Raw genomic sequence first — 16,733 nt, forward strand, 5'->3', positions numbered from 1 at the left:
ATTTTTATGTGCCTACTCACCGCTTTTAGTGTATTTGCTAATGATGCGAGTAATACTGTTTGGCAAAAAATCCAAAACCAAGGCAAAAACCAATCGGTGTATTTTTATGCGTGGGGCGGCGATGCGCAAATAAATGCCTATATTCAGTGGGCTGCGCAGCAAGTAAAAGCTAAATATAACATTAACTTAGTACATGTAAAACTCAGTGATACCAGTGAAGCAGTAAGCCGCGTGCTTGCTGAAAAATCAGCAAATAATCATACCCAAGGCAGTGTCGATTTAATTTGGATCAATGGGGCTAACTTTGCTGCTATGAGTAAGCACGGGCTTTTACTAAAAGACTGGGCTGATAAATTGCCTAATTTTATTTACACCAATCCAGAAAACAATCCCAGCGTGCTGTTTGATTTTGGTTTACCCACTCAGGGAATGGAAGCCCCCTGGGGGCAAGCCTCACTGACTTTTTATTACGATACGCTAGCAACGAGCGCTCCACCTCAAACCCTTAATGAGTTATTAAGCTGGAGTAAAGCAAACCCAGGACGATTTAGTTACCCCAAACCCCCTGACTTTTTAGGAATGAGCTTTTTAAAGTATGCATTAGTGGTATTACACCAACATAGCGATGCAATGCTACAAGCAAAATTAAATCAACCAGTTAGTGATGAAAACACAGCCCAAGTGCTTGACTCTTTGTGGGCATTTTTAAATAAATTGCACCCTAATCTTTGGCGTAATGGCGAGTACTTTATGCAAAGCGGCGTACAAATGCGCCGTTTAATAGACGATACAGAGCTTAGTATTGGCTTTACGTTTTCGGCACCAGAAGTACCGGCTGCGGTAAAGCGTTATGATTTACCAAAAAGTATACGTAGCTACGCAATGCAAGATGGCAGCTTAAGTAATACTCACTTTGTCGCTATTCCTTATAATGCAAGCCATGCACAAAGTGCGCAATTAGTGGCTAACTTTTTATTAAGCCCCGCAGCGCAAGCGCATAAACAAAAACCCGCTATATGGGGTGACAAAACGGTATTAATTCAAACGAGCTTAACCGCAGAGCAGCAGGCATTATTTAAGGCCGTGAAGCCGCATCCTAGCGCACTACCTCTTAATAGTATTAAACGCACACTCAGTGAGCCACACCCAAGCTGGGTAGAGGCGATTAACACTAGCTGGGAAGCTCGTTATGGAACAAGCCAATGAGTAAAGTACTCCATACAGCTGATTTATTCTCACGCCTAGTCAAAATAACCCCTTACTGTTTGCTGGCACTGTTAACAATACCTGTATTGGGCGGCCTAATTGGAGTAATGTTGCCTGCCTTTGGCTGGGCGCCTGCCTTGAATAAAACCAACATGAGTTTGGCTGGGTTTAATGCTTTATGGGATACGCCGGGGCTTTCACAAATGATAGGCTTGAGTATACGTACCGGACTAATTAGTACATTAATAGCGTTTGCACTCATGATTATTATGCTGGCTGCATTTTTTAATAGTGTATGGCTAAAACGAATTGAACATCTATTGAGTCCCACACTGGTTATTCCCCACGCTGCAGCGGCGATTGCGGTCAGTTTTTTAATCGCACCATCGGGATTATTCACTCGCTTGTTTTCGCCTTGGTTAACGGGCTGGCAATTGGCACCTGAGGGCTCATTACCATATGATACTTTTGGCTGGAGCATTATTATTGGGCTTGTACTTAAAGAGCTGCCTTTTTTATTGCTCATTGCATTGGGTATTTTAGCGCAGCCTGAACTTGGCAAAAAGCTACGAAAGCAGCATCAAATTGCGGTTAATTTAGGTTATTACCCTATGGTGGCTTTTTTTAAGGTGGTGCTACCCAATTTATACCCACTGTTACGTTTACCCATTTTTGCAGTACTTGCTTATGCCAGTGCCAGCGTTGAAATGCCACTCATACTTGGGCCAAATACCCCCCCGACTTTAGCCGTTGCTATTATGCATTGGTTTAATGATGTTGATTTAACCCTGCGCATAAAGGCCTCGGCGGGTGCTCTGTTACAATTAGCGATCACTGTTGGGCTACTGCTAATTTGGCTATTACTTGAAAAAGTCATTGCTATAGTTTTTAGTCAGTCACTCATCAACGGCCGACGCCATTATGCTCACCAACTTGTTCGTACTTTTACTTATGTCTTTACTTGCGTAATTTTAGCCTTTATTGCAGCTGCGTTAATTGGGTTAGTACTGTGGTCAGTGGCTGGCTATTGGCGTTTTCCGGATACCCTACCCTCCAGTTTGGTATTACTGCACTTTGAAAATGCTTTTACACACATACACACTCCTTTGTTTAATACTTTTGTTATTGGGTTTGTTAGCACGGGTTTTGCCACTATTTTGGTACTGTTATGCTTAGAAGCAGAACAAATAACAGCTAAACCTTTGTCGAAGTGGGCACAGATAATTATATACCTGCCATTGTTGGTGCCCAGTATTGCTTTTTTATTTGGTATTGTGTGGCTACAGCAATTGCTAAATAGTCAGCATGCTTTTTTTAATGTGATATTTGTACATTTGCTGTTTGTTTTACCCTATGTTTTTTTATCTATTGCGGATAGTTACAGGCGTTTAGACCCAAGATTTGCGCGTGTTGCTGCAAGCCTAGGTGCCAGCCCATGGAAGGTGTTTTTCCAGGTTAAATTGCCACAGTTATTTGCGCCTATATTAATTGCAATGGCGCTGGGGCTAGCAATAAGCTTTGGCCAGTACTTATCAACCCTGTTAGCCGGTGGTGGCCGAATAGCCACCATAACCACCGAAGCCGTAACGCTGGCAAATGGTGCGAGTAGGCGCACCAGTGCTGTGTATGCAATACTACAAATGGGCTTACCCCTACTCGGCTTTATACTAGCGTGGGGATTACCTCGGTATGTTTTTAATAACAAGCAGCTATAATTTCAATATACTAAAGGGCGTTTAATGCAGCCATCATTACAAATTAAAAATTGTCAGCTTTATCGTCAAAACGAGTTGTTACTGAGCTTGAATGAACAGGTTAAAGGTGGTGAAATTCTTACTATTATGGGGCCATCAGGGAGCGGTAAATCTAGCTTATTAAATTGGCTTACTGGCGCATTACCTCCGGGTTTTAATGCAACTGGCGAGGTGTGGCTAAATGATACTAATATTAGTTCCTTGCCTAGCCATTTACGCCATGTTGCTGTGCTATATCAAGACCCATTACTATTCTCGCATCTATCTGTTGGCGGTAATATTAGCTTTGCCATGCCAAAAATGGATAAAAAACAACGCCAACAGCAAATAGATGAAGCACTTACACACGTTGGGCTAAAAGGCATGGCCAAGCGCCATCCAGACACTCTCTCTGGTGGGCAGCAAGCCCGTGTTGCTTTATTACGACTATTACTGAGTAAACCCAAAGCGATTTTACTCGATGAACCCTTTAGTAAGCTTGATCAGCAATTACGTATTGAAACCCGTCAGCTGGTGTTTTCACAAATTAGGGAATATCAGTTACCCGCCATTATGGTCACCCATGATGAAAGTGACGCAATAGCCACAAATGGCAAAATCATCAATCTAAACGTACAAAGTGATATAAATGTTAGATAAATTTATTACCCCACTTATAAAACCGGTGCTTATTCCGTGCGTAAAACAGCTGCACAAAAAAGGAGTGAGTGCCGATCAATTAACCTTAATAGGTTTTTTAATTGGCTTGCTAGCCGTTCCACTGATTATTTTTGAATATTGGTACGGCGCATTAATCGTAATTTGTATTAATCGCATTTTTGATGGTCTTGATGGCGCGCTCGCGCGTTACGCTCAGAGCAGTTCAAGCGCAGGGGGATATTTAGACATTACTCTGGATTTTTTATTTTATGCGCTTATTCCTTTTGCGTTTATTTTAAGTAGCCCTGAGCAAAATGCATTGGCGGGGTCATTATTGCTTGTGACTTTTATAGGCACAGGGTCGAGTTTTTTAGCGTTTGCGATTGCCGCCGAAAAATTTAAACTCGATAAACCGCAATTTAAATACAAAAGTTTTTACTACTTAAATGGCCTAACTGAAGGCACTGAAACCATTGCCTTGTTTATTGCCTTTTGTATTTGGCCGCAGTATTTTTCAATTCTTGCTGTTTTATTTGCCATTGCCTGCGCGATAACTATTTTTACTCGTATATATGGAGGTTACTATACCTTAAAACAGCAAGAAACCGCATTCCACGAGGTAAACCATGAGTCATGAAATGTATTGGCGACTCGGCTTTTTTTTCAGCGTACTGGCAATAATGATGCTGCTTGAATGGCGAAAACCTGCACGCCAATCAATAATTAAAAATAGGTCACGTTGGTTGGCTAATTTTGGATTAACCCTTACCTCTACCCTGCTCTCACGCCTAACCGTACCGGTTGGCCTAACCGCGGTTGCTGTTTATTATCAGCAGCATGGAATTGGGCTATTTAATCAACTCAATGTCTCACCACTCATTGTAGTGATACTCAGCTTACTTTTGCTTGATTTAATTATTTACTGGCAGCATCGGCTTTTTCATCAGGTGCCTATTTTGTGGCGTTTGCACCGCGTACACCACGCTGATGCACATATTGATACCAGTACCGGTCTGCGATTTCATCCTATTGAAATTGTACTCAGCATACTTATAAAATTGATTGCCGTTACCGCTTTGGGTGTACCTGCTATTGCAGTATTAATATTTGAAATTGCACTCAATGGGTTAGCACTGTTTAATCATGCGAATATTCGCTTGCCAAACGCAATAGAAAAACCACTGCGCCTCATCCTTATCACTCAAGTGCTGCACCGCATACATCACAGCCAAAACCCCGAAGAAACAAACAGTAACTTTGGCTTTAGTGTAACTTGGTGGGATCGACTTTTTGGCAGCTACAAAACCAGCGCCACATTATCAGACAACGAGATAAACATCGGCCTAGCCCAATATCCCGATCCAAAACAAAACGCATCCTTGTGGCATTTGTTAACGTTACCATTTAAAAAGTAGCAATAAGCTAAACTAAGCAAAAAATTTAGCTTAATTTATAACATTATCTGAGCGTTTGACCCGTTACATTAACAAAAGCAGTTCATTTAAAGTAAATCAATTGTAAATTATTTAAACAAATTCTTGACCCAATTAGAAATCCCCCATATTATTTGTAAGCGCTTACATTTACCACACAGAAAAAATGTAAGCGCTTACAAAAATGACAAAATCAACAAATACACTATATTCTGACAATAATCAGTTGAACGGGGTTCAGTTATGAACATTGAAACAACACGCATTACTCGCATTTTAGCTGCTATTTCATTAGCATCTTTGGCGGGTTGTGGTGGTGACGCAGCGACTACTACCACCGATATTGAAAAAGTAAATCCTACTGAACCAGTCTCAGACTGGCGTATGGTATGGAATGATGAATTTGACAGCACAAGCATTGATGCTAACAAGTGGAACTTTGAATTAAACTGCGCTGGCGGTGGTAACAACGAAAAACAATGTTACACCGACAGTGAACAAAACGCCTTTATTAAAGACGGTGTACTAAACATAGTCGCCTTACCTGCTGAAGAAGGCGCAGAAAAACCATACACGTCAGCACGTTTAAATACCCGTTACAACGCCGATTTTACTTATGGCCGCTTTGAAATGCGTGCCAAACTACCTGCTGGTCAAGGAAGTTGGCCTGCATTTTGGATGATGCCAACCGATGAAGAATATGGTACCTGGCCACGCTCTGGCGAAATTGATATTTTAGAAGCAGTTAATCTAAAAACAGTCGCAGAAGATGGCACTGTTGAAGCAAATGTTTACGGTACACTTCACTATGGCCGTGAATGGCCAAATAACTCAAGCTCAGGCAAAGCTTATGCCCTGCCTGAGGGAATGAACCCCGCTGACGATTTCCATACTTATGCAATAGAATGGCAAGAAGGCGAAATACGCTGGTACGTAGATGGCTACTTATACGCCACACAACGTCGCTCTGAAATTCGTTATAATTCTAAAGATGAAGCAGTTGGCCTAAAACATAAAGGCTGGTTTGCTGAATACTTCGAACAAGGCAGTGGCGAACTTACTACTCACTGGGATAATGCCCCATTTGATAAAGATTTTTATCTTATATTAAATCATGCTGTTGGCGGCGACTGGCCAGAAAATGTAAATAATTTAGGCATTGACGAAACTGCATTTGCAGAAGGTCAAAGTTTTGAAATTGATTACGTTCGTGTTTATGAATGTGCCTCAGATCCGGCCACCGGTAAAGGCTGTGAAACAGTTCGCCCTGGTTACGATAGCTTAGACGATGCACTTGTGGAAGGTGAGGCACCTTTACCACCACCGCCACCAAGTGAAGCCCCTGCAGAAAATCTGGATGTGTTTGATGGTAGTCTAAATGCTAACTGGATTGCTTGGGATTGTTGTGGTGGAACAACACCTGAAACAATTACTGACGCTGATAAAGGCGACGTTATTAAATTTAATATTAATGACAATAACGGCACTGTATTAGGTTTCTCTACTCGTGGCGGTCACTTCCCTGATGATTTTGCAGGAACATCATCACCATTTGACGCATCACCCCTACTTGAATATAACGGTCGTTTAACTTTTGATATGAAAGTAGTTACTCCTCCAACATCAGATACTACATGGCTATTGAAAGCTGAAGCTGGAGATGGTGGCCCTAATACCGGCGATGTAGCCTTAACTGAAAGCAATGAAGGCTTAGCCCCTGTTACTGGCCAATGGCAAACTTACACCTTCCCACTATCAATGCTGCAAGAAAAAGACTTAGATTTAAGTGCTATTGATGTACTAATGGTATTCCCAGCATGGCAGACCGGTGAAGGTGCCGAGTACTTAATTACCAACGTAGCAATTGAAGGTGATTTACCTGAGCCTCCACAGGTAGACTTGTTTACCGATGGGCAAAACCTTGATTGGCCAATGTGGGATTGTTGTGGTGGCTCTACTCCAACAGAAGTAATGGATGATGCAGAACATGGTTTAACAGCTGAATTCAGCATAGGTGAAGCACCAACGGTTATGGGCTTCAACACTCGTACATCTGCAAACGGAAGCGGCACTCCATTCGATGCCACGCCTATTTTAAGCAGCGGTGTTCTGCAGTTTGACGTAAAAGTAATGTCAAACCCAAACAACCCTGATGCAACTTGGATAATGAAAATAGAATCTAATGAAGGTGATACTGCAGTAGAAGTTCCACTGACAGACGTTGGTGAAGTGCCAGTAGTAGGTGAATGGCAAACATACACCTTCACATTTGAAGATCTAGCCAGTGCAGGTTTAGATGTCAGTGCCATTGATGTAGTAATGATATTCCCAGCATGGGGCACAGGTGAAGGTGCGGTTTACCGTGTTGATAACGCTAAGATGTACGATCCTAGTGCATCAGCAGGCGATGAAATCACGATTTTCCAAGATACTGCCGCAGATATGTGGAAGATTTGGGATTGTTGTGGTGGCTCTACCCCGACTGAAGAAACTGACGATGCTGATCACGGCATTGTAGCAGAATTTGTAATTGGCTCTGCACCAACGGTAATGGGCTTTTTAGCGGACGACGGTACTTCTTTTGATGCTTCAGCAATATTAGCCAATGGCGTTGTACAATTTGAAATGAAAGTGGTAACGCCGCCAAATAGTCCTGACGCTGAATGGAAATTTAAAATTGAGTCAACAGGCGCAGCAACAGCGGTAGAGCTTCCTTTAGCACAAAGTGTTGAGGGAGAAGTACCCGTTAATGGTCAATGGCAAACCTACACATTTACATTACAGTCACTGTTTGCTGCCGGTTTAGATATTAGTGATATTAATGTACTGATGATGTTCCCAGCGTGGGGCACAGGTGAAGGCGCTGTTTACCGTATAGACAACGTAGTTATCGCTAATCCGTAATCCCTAATTCAGTGGTAGGTACTAAATTATAAGTACCTACTTACCGTAAAAAATTAAGTAAAAGCAGAGCAATTATGAACACAAATAAGTTTAAAAAAAGCCCACTAGCGGCTTCTGTGTCACTTATCATCGCTGCAAGCACATTTAACTTCGCATACGCAGCGCAAGAAAATACTGCCGAACCTGAACTAGAAGTTATTGAAGTAAAAGGTATTCGTGGCTCACTCATTCGTTCAATGGATGTAAAACGCGATGCATCAGGCGTGGTTGATGCCATTTCTGCTGAAGAAATGGGTAAATTCCCAGATACTAACTTAGCAGAATCACTACAGCGTATAACCGGCGTATCGGTGAGTCGTTCAAACGGTGAAGGTAGCCAAATTACCGTACGTGGTTTTGGCCCATCATTTAACCTTGTAACACTTAACGGCCGTCAAATGGCAGGCACCGGTTTTACCCGCTCATTTAACTTTGAAAACTTATCATCTGAAGGTGTTAGTTCATTAGAAGTTATGAAAACAGCCCGTGCCGACACCCCTACGGGTGGTTTAGGCGCAACGGTTAATATTGTTACTGCTAAACCGCTGCAAAAGCCGGGTCAACGTTTTTCTGTAATGGCAAAAGGCATACACGACACCTCAGTAGAAGAAGGTGATAAAGTTACTCCTGAAATAGCAGGTATTTACAGTAATACTTTCGCAGACGAAATGTTTGGTTTTTCAGCAAACTTTTCATACCACCGTCGTGATTTTCAGCGCCAAGCTGCAAATGTTCGCTCTTGGTTAGTCAATCCTGATTTATCAGTGGATGCTGAAAACATAATCGACAACCGCCCAATGGATGCCGATGGCAATCCAGCTAAACAGTTTTTTGATCCTAATGCTGGGGAGAGTGGTGAATATGTATCAGCAGCCTTCTTCCCGCAAGAAGTCAGCTTTGCAAAAGATGACATTCAGCGTGAACGTTTAAATGCTCAAGCCACTTTTCAGTTTGCACCAACAGACAACTTAACGTTTACCTTAGACCACACGATATCAAATGCTACAACAGGTAATAATTCGTTATCGTGGGGTATTTGGAACGGCTCATTTGGCGGCAATGGTAATGCCTATGAGCTAGATGAAAACGGCACCGCTATTTATTATAATTCAGCAGGTGATGACGCGTCATTCACAGCTTTTCGTGAAACTTCAGAAGTAGACTCAAAAGCAACCGGTATTAATGTTGAGTGGTTAGCAACAGAAAACCTAAGTTTTAATTTTGATGCGCATACTTCAAAAACCACTACAGATAACGGTAAAGATCCAGGCTTAAACTCTAATGCCCGTATTATTTTGGGCTCAGCCGATCTCTCGACTAAAGAATACTTTTTCCGCGAAGGCGATGTGCCCGGTTTCAATATAAATTGGAACAACGGCACACAAGAAGTGAATCCTAATCAAATTGGCTCTAACTTTAGCATTTTCACTCGAACGCCGGGTGAGTCAGAAGTATCTCAAGTTCAATTAGATGGTAAATTATTTACTTACACAGATATTGGCCTTGAAACTGTAAAATTTGGCGCAGCTTATACCAAACAAACACTTAGTGGTTGGGGTGGTTCTAATAATGCCAATGCACCTGGCTTTAACAACGGTACATTCGCTGAAATTTTCCCGGATGCGATGTTCGAAAGAGTTGATTTAAGTGGATTCCTTGACGAGTTTTCATTTGGCCCTAACGGCGTAGCGCCAGGTTATGCTTATACTTATGACCTTGATGAAGCATTTGCTCGTCAAAGTGCTTATTTAACCGAAGACGTTATTGGCAGTGACTACTACCGCATTGGTAGCTTTGACCGCTTCCCAACTAACGAAGTTGAAGAAGAAACCATTAGTGTGTATCTCTCTAGCAACTGGGTATTTGACGTTAGCGACTACGAAGTTTTTGTTAATTTAGGTCTTCGTTATGAAGAAACCGATATCGTCAGCCCAGCTAAAAGCCGGGTAGCTGAACAAGTTTATTGGGCTGGCGGTGCAGAGTGGTTAACTCAATTTGCCGCTGGTGGCGAATTAGTTGAAGTAGACTATGAAGGTCAGTACGACTTACTACTGCCTATGATTGATATTAAAGTGGATCTTACTGATGACTTAGTAACCCGCGCATCATGGGGTCAAACAATCACCAGACCAACTCTTGGCGATATGTTAGGTAACTTAGCTTTAACTCCATCTCCTAAATTAAACTCAAGAAGTGGTAGCCGTGGTAATCCAAACCTAGAACCATTTAAGTCAACAAACTTTGACTTAAGTCTTGAGTACTATTACAGCGAAGGCAGTTACGCTGCAGTTGGTTTATTCTGGAAAGACGTGGATAACTGGATTGACAACACCCAGGTTAAAACCACCTTCGAAGGTTTACATGATGTGTATTTAGGTCAGCGTTGGAACAACGCAGTAGCCGCCATAGAAGGCCGTGGCGATCAAGCAACTGACACTGCAATTTACAATGAAATTGTAGCTAATGGCGTAGGCATTGGTGAAAACAACCGTATATTACCAGACCCAGCAACCGATCCGCTGATTGAATGGACGATTAATTCACCTGAGAATGTGGGTTCACGTAAAGTAAACGGAATGGAGTTTGCTGTTCAACACTTGTTTGGTGACTCAGGCTTTGGTGCGGGCTTTAATGCCACCGTTGTTGATGGCGATGTAGAGTACGATAACTATTACCTTGCCTCTCAAGCGGTATTAGCTGGTTTAAGTGACTCTGCAAACCTACAAGGCTTCTATGAAAAAGATGGCTTATCGGTAAAAATTACCGGTGCATGGCGTGATGAGTACTTAATTGCACAAGGCTTACCAGATTCAGGTGCTACGGCTCCGCCACAATATGCTGAAGAGTACTTGCAGTGGGATATTAGTGTTAACTACGAAGTTAACGAAAGCACAACGGTATTCTTTGAAGGTGTGAACTTAACTAACGAAACCGAGCGTTCATTTAGCCGTTTCGAAAGCCAGTTCTTAAGCGCGGCTCAATACGGTCCTCGTTATGCCTTTGGCGTTAGATACTCTATGGGCAATTAATGCATTGCCCAAACACAGTTTTGATTACCCCCTATAATTGAAAATTCAAAGCCGCTCATTGAGCGGCTTTTTTTATAAATGTTTAATTTTTTCTAATAACTTGTCGGTTGTCCAATCAATATCGTTATAGGCAATGTTGGGTTTGTAGTAATCGCCCTTTCCTCTTGCTCTATTAACATATACTTTGTTAGGGATGATCACTTTACCTAACCCTGAGGGTAACTCGGCTAATCGAACATCCATATACAATGAGTCAGCACTACTTGGCGCGCCAAATAACTGAGTATTTGTAAATTGCTTAAATACATCAATGGCATCAAGACACGCACTTGCACACTGTGGCGGTACAATAACAAGAACCTGTGTTTTAAAGTCACTCACTGGTACCGTACTTTCGCTTAGGTTTGATTTACTTTGCTTTTCTTCGATGTAAAATGGCTTATTGTTTTCAAGTGACTGCGCCATACCTGCTGCTATTTCTTTAATCAATTCATGAACTTCAGGTTGATCTTTTACCACATCAATTAACGATTTTACATAGTTAGTATTGTCTTTTGACGCTCTCCACCAAACCCGGCTATTTTGTGAGTAGCTATCCATTTTTTGTTCAACAACTTGCTCACCCCACAACGCTTTTGCAAGCGTTAAGCTCCAATACGACGAGCCACCTTGGTTATGACGAAGATCTAAAACCACCGTTTTTGCACTGAGTAACTTAGAACGTTGAACAGTCACTTTTTTATACAGGTTATTGTAATCCTTAGTTTGCTTATCGTTATTTGCAAAACTAGGCATAGCAATCCAAGCTATGTTTTGCGCAGGCCATGTTAAGTCGGTTGCAAGCTCATCCCCATTATAGGCATGTGTTAAATGCTTAGTTACGCTCTGTGGCTGAACAGACCAATCAAGGGTTTTACTGTAGGATTGTCCATTGGCTTTAACAAATTGACATTCTTTTAGAGGTGTTAAAAATGGGTTGCCCTCATCAACAAGTAACCGCCAACCTTGCTGCCACCAATGCCCAGGCTGTGTAACCTGTCCATGAAACTTAAACACTCTTTGTCGCATTAACGTCTCTGTACTTTGCCCATCGCAGCCAGTTATCACGTCGCCTTTATTTATATTATCTGTTTCACTGTAATACACTTTTAGTGCATCACCCCGCCAAACTGCACGAAAACCAGGCCAGCGACGAGCAGGTCGTTCAACACGTGAAAACACACCAGCATGACCATCTTGTAGCACAGTACTAAAACGCGCTATTGCCGCAACATGAACCTGTGGCCCGCTCGCTTTAGCAGACAGTGCAAATGCTTCTGCTTTTGCTTGCTTTAATAGCTCAGGAAAGGCTGGGTTGTTAACATCAAACATGCCAGGGTGATTTTTTGCCGATATGCTGTAAGCAGCTTCAATATCACGCTCAGTAACAATGCGCCATTGCTCTGGGGTTTGAGGAGAAGCCGATAATTTGGCCATGCTCAAGGTAGGCGTAATCAATAAAGCGCTCAATAAAGTACGGCTAACTATTTTTGTTTTTATGTTCATGAAAATCCATTTTAAATTAGGCTATATAATTACTGTAAACTCATTTGGTAGAACTAAAAATACATTAAATCAAATAGGTATTAGCAAATTATTTTTACAGCAGTAACTTAGCAACATTAAAAGCAGCTAGCAATGAGCAAGATTTAAAATGAACTGGCTTTAAATTTAGAGCAACAGCTTACTTAGAGGTTTGTTCAATTTTGGTTTGCAGTAGTGTTATGCGGGCGTTGAGTTTTCTAAAGGTATACTGTGAATAGAAAAAGTTTAAAAAGAAAGCAGCAAAACCTGAGCAAGCAAGCCCTATCAATGGGCTGAAATAAAACATTAACAATAAAACAATTACAGCCATCGCTAACGTAAGTCCCAAATAATGAAATCCACTAAATAACTTTCGGTTGTTTTTTTCAAGTTGTACTAGATGAGAATCTATATGCATTAAAAATTTTCTTTTTGACAAGTAAACGTTAACTATTTTGAGCTTTACTACCTACATAGCATTATTTAAAAAAATGAGTTACTCCACTGCGCCTTAGTTAATCGGTATAACTGTACGGCACGACCGTGAAATTCATGATTACTGTAGTCTGTAAAGCCAATTTTCTTTGCTACTTTTAATGACGCAATATGCTCAGGTTCAATAATAACAACGACGGATTGATGAGTAGTTTGCGTAAACACATACTTTAAAACACCTTTAGCCGCTTCGCAGGCTAAGCCTTTATTCCAAAAATCGACCGCTAATCGATATCCTAAATTAGGCTCTTCGTTACCCGCGATACTTTGTGGGGAAATACCACAAAATCCAATCAATAAATCGCTGCTTTTATCTATTAATGCCCATGGCCCCAAACCATATGAATCGTAACATTGTATACACCACTTTATAAACTCACCAGTTGCAGCTTCATCGCACACACCACGAATTGAGTATCTCATCACCTCATCGTCACTAAGAATTTTACTTAATGCCGGCACATCATCAATTGAAAATGGCCGAATAAGCAACCTTTGGGTTTCACAAATTTTCACTCAAACCTTCTTGTTATCACAGCTAAAAAATTTCAACAAACCAAGTGATTAAGGTTGTTATCTCAGTTATTTCGCTCTTTTTTATATTTCGAATGCCACAAAAAGTATCCAAATAATATGCCTACTAAAGGAAATATTATTAAAGATGAAATGATTCCATCAAAAAAATCTTGCTCACCTGTAAAGTACATAATTAATTGAAATAAAAAAGCTGTAGGAACTCCCCAGCCTAGAACACCTTTTAGTAAAATAAAACGGAATTTAGTGTGGTTTATATTCATGAGCCTTCCTTGATTTATAAGCCCAAATAATGAGTTAGAATAAACGCTTTAGCCATAGCAGAAAGATAATAAAAAGTAACTATAACAGGAACAGTAACTGAGTTTTCATCTTGGTACAATCGATAAGGACATTAGAGTCGACAAATTTCTAAATTAAATTTCTATAAACAAAGCGCTGCAATAACGCAGCGCTTTCATTACTTATAGGTTGTTTGTTTAAACTAAAACGCGTTATTAAAAGAAGCCAAGGGGATCTTCGCTGTAACTTACTAATAAGTTTTTAGTTTGTTGGTAATGATCGAGCGCGAGTTTGTGCGTTTCGCGACCTATACCAGACTTTTTATAACCGCCAAACGCAGCGTGTGCTGGGTACATATGGTAACAGTTGGTCCATACACGGCCGGCTTCTATTTTGCGACCAAAGTGATAAGCGCGGTTCATATTACGGCTCCATACCCCTGCGCCTAAACCAAATTCAGAGCTGTTAGCCAATTCGAGTGCTTCGGCTTCATCTTTAAAGGTCGACATTGAAATAACGGGGCCAAAAATTTCTTCTTGGAACACGCGCATATCGTTAGTGCCTTTTAATAAAGTAGGTTGAATGTAATAGCCACCATTTAGCTCATCGCTAAGTTGCTCAACATGGCCACCACTAAGTACTTCAGCACCCTCTTGTTTGCCAATATCAATGTAACTTAAAATCTTATCAAACTGTGCTTTAGAGGCTTGCGCGCCTACCATGGTTTCGCTGTCTAGCGGGTTACCGCGTTTAATTTGCTTAGTACGTTGTAAAATACGTTCTATAAATTGCTCATAAATATCTTCTTGAATGAACAAGCGTGATGGACAAGTACATACTTCACCTTGGTTAAAGTAGGCAAGAATGGCGCCCTCAATTGCTTTATCTAGGTACGAGTCGTCTTTTTCCATAACATCGCTAAAGAAGATATTAGGTGATTTCCCGCCAAGCTCTACCGTTGAAGGAATAATGTTATCGGCTGCACATTTTAAAATATGTGAGCCCACAGGGGTTGAGCCTGTAAAGGCAATTTTAGCTATACGCGTATTGGTTGCCAGTGCTTCGCCAGCTTCTTTACCAAAGCCATTTACTACGTTTAGCACGCCGCCGGGCAGTAAATCACCAATAATTTCCATTAACACTAATATTGATGCGGGTGTTTGCTCAGCAGGTTTAAGTACCACACAGTTACCTGCTGCAAGTGCAGGCGCTAGTTTCCATGCAGCCATTAAAATTGGAAAGTTCCACGGAATGATTTGCCCTACAACCCCTAATGGCTCATGAAAATGATACGCCACCGTGGTTTCGTCTATCTCACCAATGCTGCCCTCTTGAGCACGCAAGCAACCGGCAAAGTAACGAAAGTGATCCGCAGCAAGTGGAATATCCGCCGCGAGGGTTTCGCGAATTGCTTTACCGTTATCCCATGTTTCGGCCACTGCGAGTAGCTCTAGGTTTTGTTCAATGCGATCGGCAATTTTTAATAAAATATTGCTACGCTCGGTAACTGAGGTGGTGCCCCACTGCGTTTTTACGGCATGCGCTTTATCAAGTGCTAAATTAATATCGTCTTTATCAGAGCGAGGAATTTTACAAAACACTTTGCCATTTACAGGGCTAATATTCTCAAAGTATTGGCCATTAACGGGTTCAACCCATTCGCCGCCAATATAGTTACCATACTGCTGTTTAAATGTGATGAGTGCATCTGCTGAGCCTGGATTTGCGTAAATCATATGTGTGTTCTCTTGTTGTTGTTAGCTAAAAGTCTAAGCCGAAATATCAGCAACTTGTTAGAGTAATGTAGCAAGTTGCTTTATATTTAATCGGTATTGATTGACATTAGACTATTAAGCGCTTAAAAACTTGATTAGCAGTCCAAAAAAATTGCCTGTGAGTCCAAACGATTTAATCATTAAAAAGGCTGATTATGTATTCGTCGCAGTTAAATAAAAAACGCCAACAACTTGATGTGCTTATTGAAAACAAAGTGAGCTTTGCTGCCGATAACTCCGAACTGAGTATTTACGATACTTATAAAAGCGCGCAAAAAGTGGCGCTGCATTCAAACGAATTACTGTTTTGTGCCATGCTCAGTGGCAAAAAAATTATGCATGTTGAGAGTAGTCAGTATCATAAAGCGTTTTTGCCCCACGAATCGTTTGTGTTAGCGCCTGAGCAAGGGGTGCTGATTGATTTTCCACAGGCAACTATCAACTCACCTACCACCTGTTTAGCGATTGAAATTAGCACAGATAAAATAACCAATGTGGCTAATGCACTTAATATGCAGCAAAACTTTGCTAGTGATACCTTGTTTGAATACAGCCCTAATTTAGTGCACACCCAACATAATACGCAAACACAGCAGTTATTAGAGCGCATGGTACATTTATTTAGTGAGCAAGGCGCTGAGCGGCACTACTTAATTGATTTATCGTTAAACGAGTTGGTCACCCGTTTACTGCAACAACAAAGCCGTGATTTATTACTGGCAAACTGCGATAAACTGCGCCTAAAAAGTAACGTGAGTGATGCACTGCATTATATCGAAGAGCATTTAAATGACTCACTCGACATAGACACCTTGTGCAAAATAACCTGTATGAGCCGTAGTAAGTTTTACCAGCAATTTAAACTTGCTTTTGGTACGAGCCCTGCGCTTTGGCAGCAACAGCTTAGGCTTAAAAAAGCCCGTACGCTTTTATTAGAAGGCCAAGCTATAAGTAAAGTGTGCTATGACCTTGGTTTTAATAGCGCCAGCCATTTTAGCCGCTTGTTTAAGCAAACCTTTGGTATTGCCCCTAAAGCGTGTCGACATTAACGCAACACAACAGTTTTTGTTATATTAAACA

At 41.3% G+C, this 16,733-nt stretch carries 12 protein-coding genes; 8 read left to right on the forward strand and 4 right to left on the reverse strand.

Features of this window, described 5'->3' with window-relative positions:
• The first annotated feature begins 6 nt into the window (after positions 1–6).
• The 7 genes from B1F84_RS17120 to B1F84_RS17150 all read left to right on the forward strand — a co-directional run bounded on the left by B1F84_RS17120 (position 7) and on the right by B1F84_RS17150 (position 11,004).
• Entirely contained in the window at positions 7–1,206 is a 1,200-nt protein-coding gene (locus B1F84_RS17120) for an ABC transporter substrate-binding protein (RefSeq protein ID WP_131692196.1), read from the forward strand.
• Positions 1,203–2,921 carry an ABC transporter permease subunit gene (locus B1F84_RS17125; protein ID WP_131692197.1) on the forward strand — a complete coding sequence of 573 codons (1,719 nt, stop codon included), beginning with the start codon at positions 1,203–1,205 and terminating at the stop codon, positions 2,919–2,921. Before B1F84_RS17120 ends, B1F84_RS17125 begins: the two co-directional genes overlap by 4 nt.
• Positions 2,922–2,945: 24 nt before the next feature.
• Positions 2,946–3,599: an ATP-binding cassette domain-containing protein gene (locus B1F84_RS17130; protein WP_131692198.1), complete on the forward strand. Its 654-nt coding sequence runs from the start codon at positions 2,946–2,948 to the stop codon at positions 3,597–3,599.
• Entirely contained in the window at positions 3,589–4,236 is a 648-nt protein-coding gene (locus tag B1F84_RS17135; protein WP_131692199.1) for a CDP-alcohol phosphatidyltransferase family protein, read from the forward strand. The genes B1F84_RS17130 and B1F84_RS17135 overlap by 11 nt, the downstream gene beginning before the upstream one ends.
• Positions 4,226–5,014, forward strand: a complete 789-nt coding sequence (locus B1F84_RS17140) for a sterol desaturase family protein (protein ID WP_131692200.1) — start codon at positions 4,226–4,228, stop codon at positions 5,012–5,014. Before B1F84_RS17135 ends, B1F84_RS17140 begins: the two co-directional genes overlap by 11 nt.
• 261 nt (positions 5,015–5,275) lie before the next feature.
• Complete coding sequence (locus B1F84_RS17145) at positions 5,276–7,936, forward strand: glycoside hydrolase family 16 protein (RefSeq protein WP_131692201.1); 2,661 nt, start codon at positions 5,276–5,278, stop codon at positions 7,934–7,936.
• 74 nt (positions 7,937–8,010) lie between these two features.
• Positions 8,011–11,004 carry a TonB-dependent receptor gene (locus tag B1F84_RS17150; protein ID WP_131692202.1) on the forward strand — a complete coding sequence of 998 codons (2,994 nt, stop codon included), beginning with the start codon at positions 8,011–8,013 and terminating at the stop codon, positions 11,002–11,004.
• 72 nt (positions 11,005–11,076) lie between these two features.
• Here the strand turns inward: B1F84_RS17150 and B1F84_RS17155 are convergent, their stop codons facing one another.
• The 4 genes from B1F84_RS17155 to B1F84_RS17175 all read right to left on the reverse strand — a co-directional run bounded on the left by B1F84_RS17155 (position 11,077) and on the right by B1F84_RS17175 (position 15,614).
• The gene (locus B1F84_RS17155; RefSeq protein ID WP_131692203.1) at positions 11,077–12,549 is read right to left on the reverse strand and encodes a S41 family peptidase; all 1,473 of its coding nucleotides are present in this window, start codon (positions 12,547–12,549) and stop codon (positions 11,077–11,079) included.
• Between the two features lie 501 nt (positions 12,550–13,050).
• Complete coding sequence (locus tag B1F84_RS17165) at positions 13,051–13,578, reverse strand: GNAT family N-acetyltransferase (RefSeq protein ID WP_131692205.1); 528 nt, start codon at positions 13,576–13,578, stop codon at positions 13,051–13,053.
• Positions 13,579–13,640: 62 nt separating this feature from the next.
• A complete protein-coding gene (locus B1F84_RS17170) occupies positions 13,641–13,859 on the reverse strand; it encodes a hypothetical protein (RefSeq protein ID WP_131692206.1) in 219 nt (72 codons plus the stop codon).
• A gap of 234 nt (positions 13,860–14,093) precedes the next feature.
• A complete protein-coding gene (locus tag B1F84_RS17175; RefSeq protein WP_008108901.1) occupies positions 14,094–15,614 on the reverse strand; it encodes an aldehyde dehydrogenase family protein in 1,521 nt (506 codons plus the stop codon).
• Between the two features lie 194 nt (positions 15,615–15,808).
• On the opposite strand from B1F84_RS17175, the gene B1F84_RS17180 reads away from it, so the two are divergent.
• Positions 15,809–16,702: an AraC family transcriptional regulator gene (locus B1F84_RS17180; RefSeq protein ID WP_131692207.1), complete on the forward strand. Its 894-nt coding sequence runs from the start codon at positions 15,809–15,811 to the stop codon at positions 16,700–16,702.
• Positions 16,703–16,733 lie beyond the last annotated feature (31 nt).

It is taken from the genome of Pseudoalteromonas sp. DL-6, assembly GCF_004328665.1.
In the GTDB taxonomy this organism is placed as follows: Bacteria; Pseudomonadota; Gammaproteobacteria; order Enterobacterales; family Alteromonadaceae; genus Pseudoalteromonas.

What these genes read in the sequence shown, in the direction of transcription:
- B1F84_RS17120 (WP_131692196.1), top strand. Translation starts at nt 7, where the DNA reads ATGTGCCTACTCACCGCTTTTAGTGTATTTGCTAATGATGCGAGTAAT.
- B1F84_RS17125 (WP_131692197.1), top strand. Translation starts at nt 1,203, where the DNA reads ATGAGTAAAGTACTCCATACAGCTGATTTATTCTCACGCCTAGTCAAA.
- B1F84_RS17130 (WP_131692198.1), top strand. Translation starts at nt 2,946, where the DNA reads ATGCAGCCATCATTACAAATTAAAAATTGTCAGCTTTATCGTCAAAAC.
- B1F84_RS17135 (WP_131692199.1), top strand. Translation starts at nt 3,589, where the DNA reads ATGTTAGATAAATTTATTACCCCACTTATAAAACCGGTGCTTATTCCG.
- B1F84_RS17140 (WP_131692200.1), top strand. Translation starts at nt 4,226, where the DNA reads ATGAGTCATGAAATGTATTGGCGACTCGGCTTTTTTTTCAGCGTACTG.
- B1F84_RS17145 (WP_131692201.1), top strand. Translation starts at nt 5,276, where the DNA reads ATGAACATTGAAACAACACGCATTACTCGCATTTTAGCTGCTATTTCA.
- B1F84_RS17150 (WP_131692202.1), top strand. Translation starts at nt 8,011, where the DNA reads ATGAACACAAATAAGTTTAAAAAAAGCCCACTAGCGGCTTCTGTGTCA.
- B1F84_RS17155 (WP_131692203.1), bottom strand. Translation starts at nt 12,549, where the DNA reads ATGAACATAAAAACAAAAATAGTTAGCCGTACTTTATTGAGCGCTTTA.
- B1F84_RS17170 (WP_131692206.1), bottom strand. Translation starts at nt 13,859, where the DNA reads ATGAATATAAACCACACTAAATTCCGTTTTATTTTACTAAAAGGTGTT.
- B1F84_RS17175 (WP_008108901.1), bottom strand. Translation starts at nt 15,614, where the DNA reads ATGATTTACGCAAATCCAGGCTCAGCAGATGCACTCATCACATTTAAA.
- B1F84_RS17180 (WP_131692207.1), top strand. Translation starts at nt 15,809, where the DNA reads ATGTATTCGTCGCAGTTAAATAAAAAACGCCAACAACTTGATGTGCTT.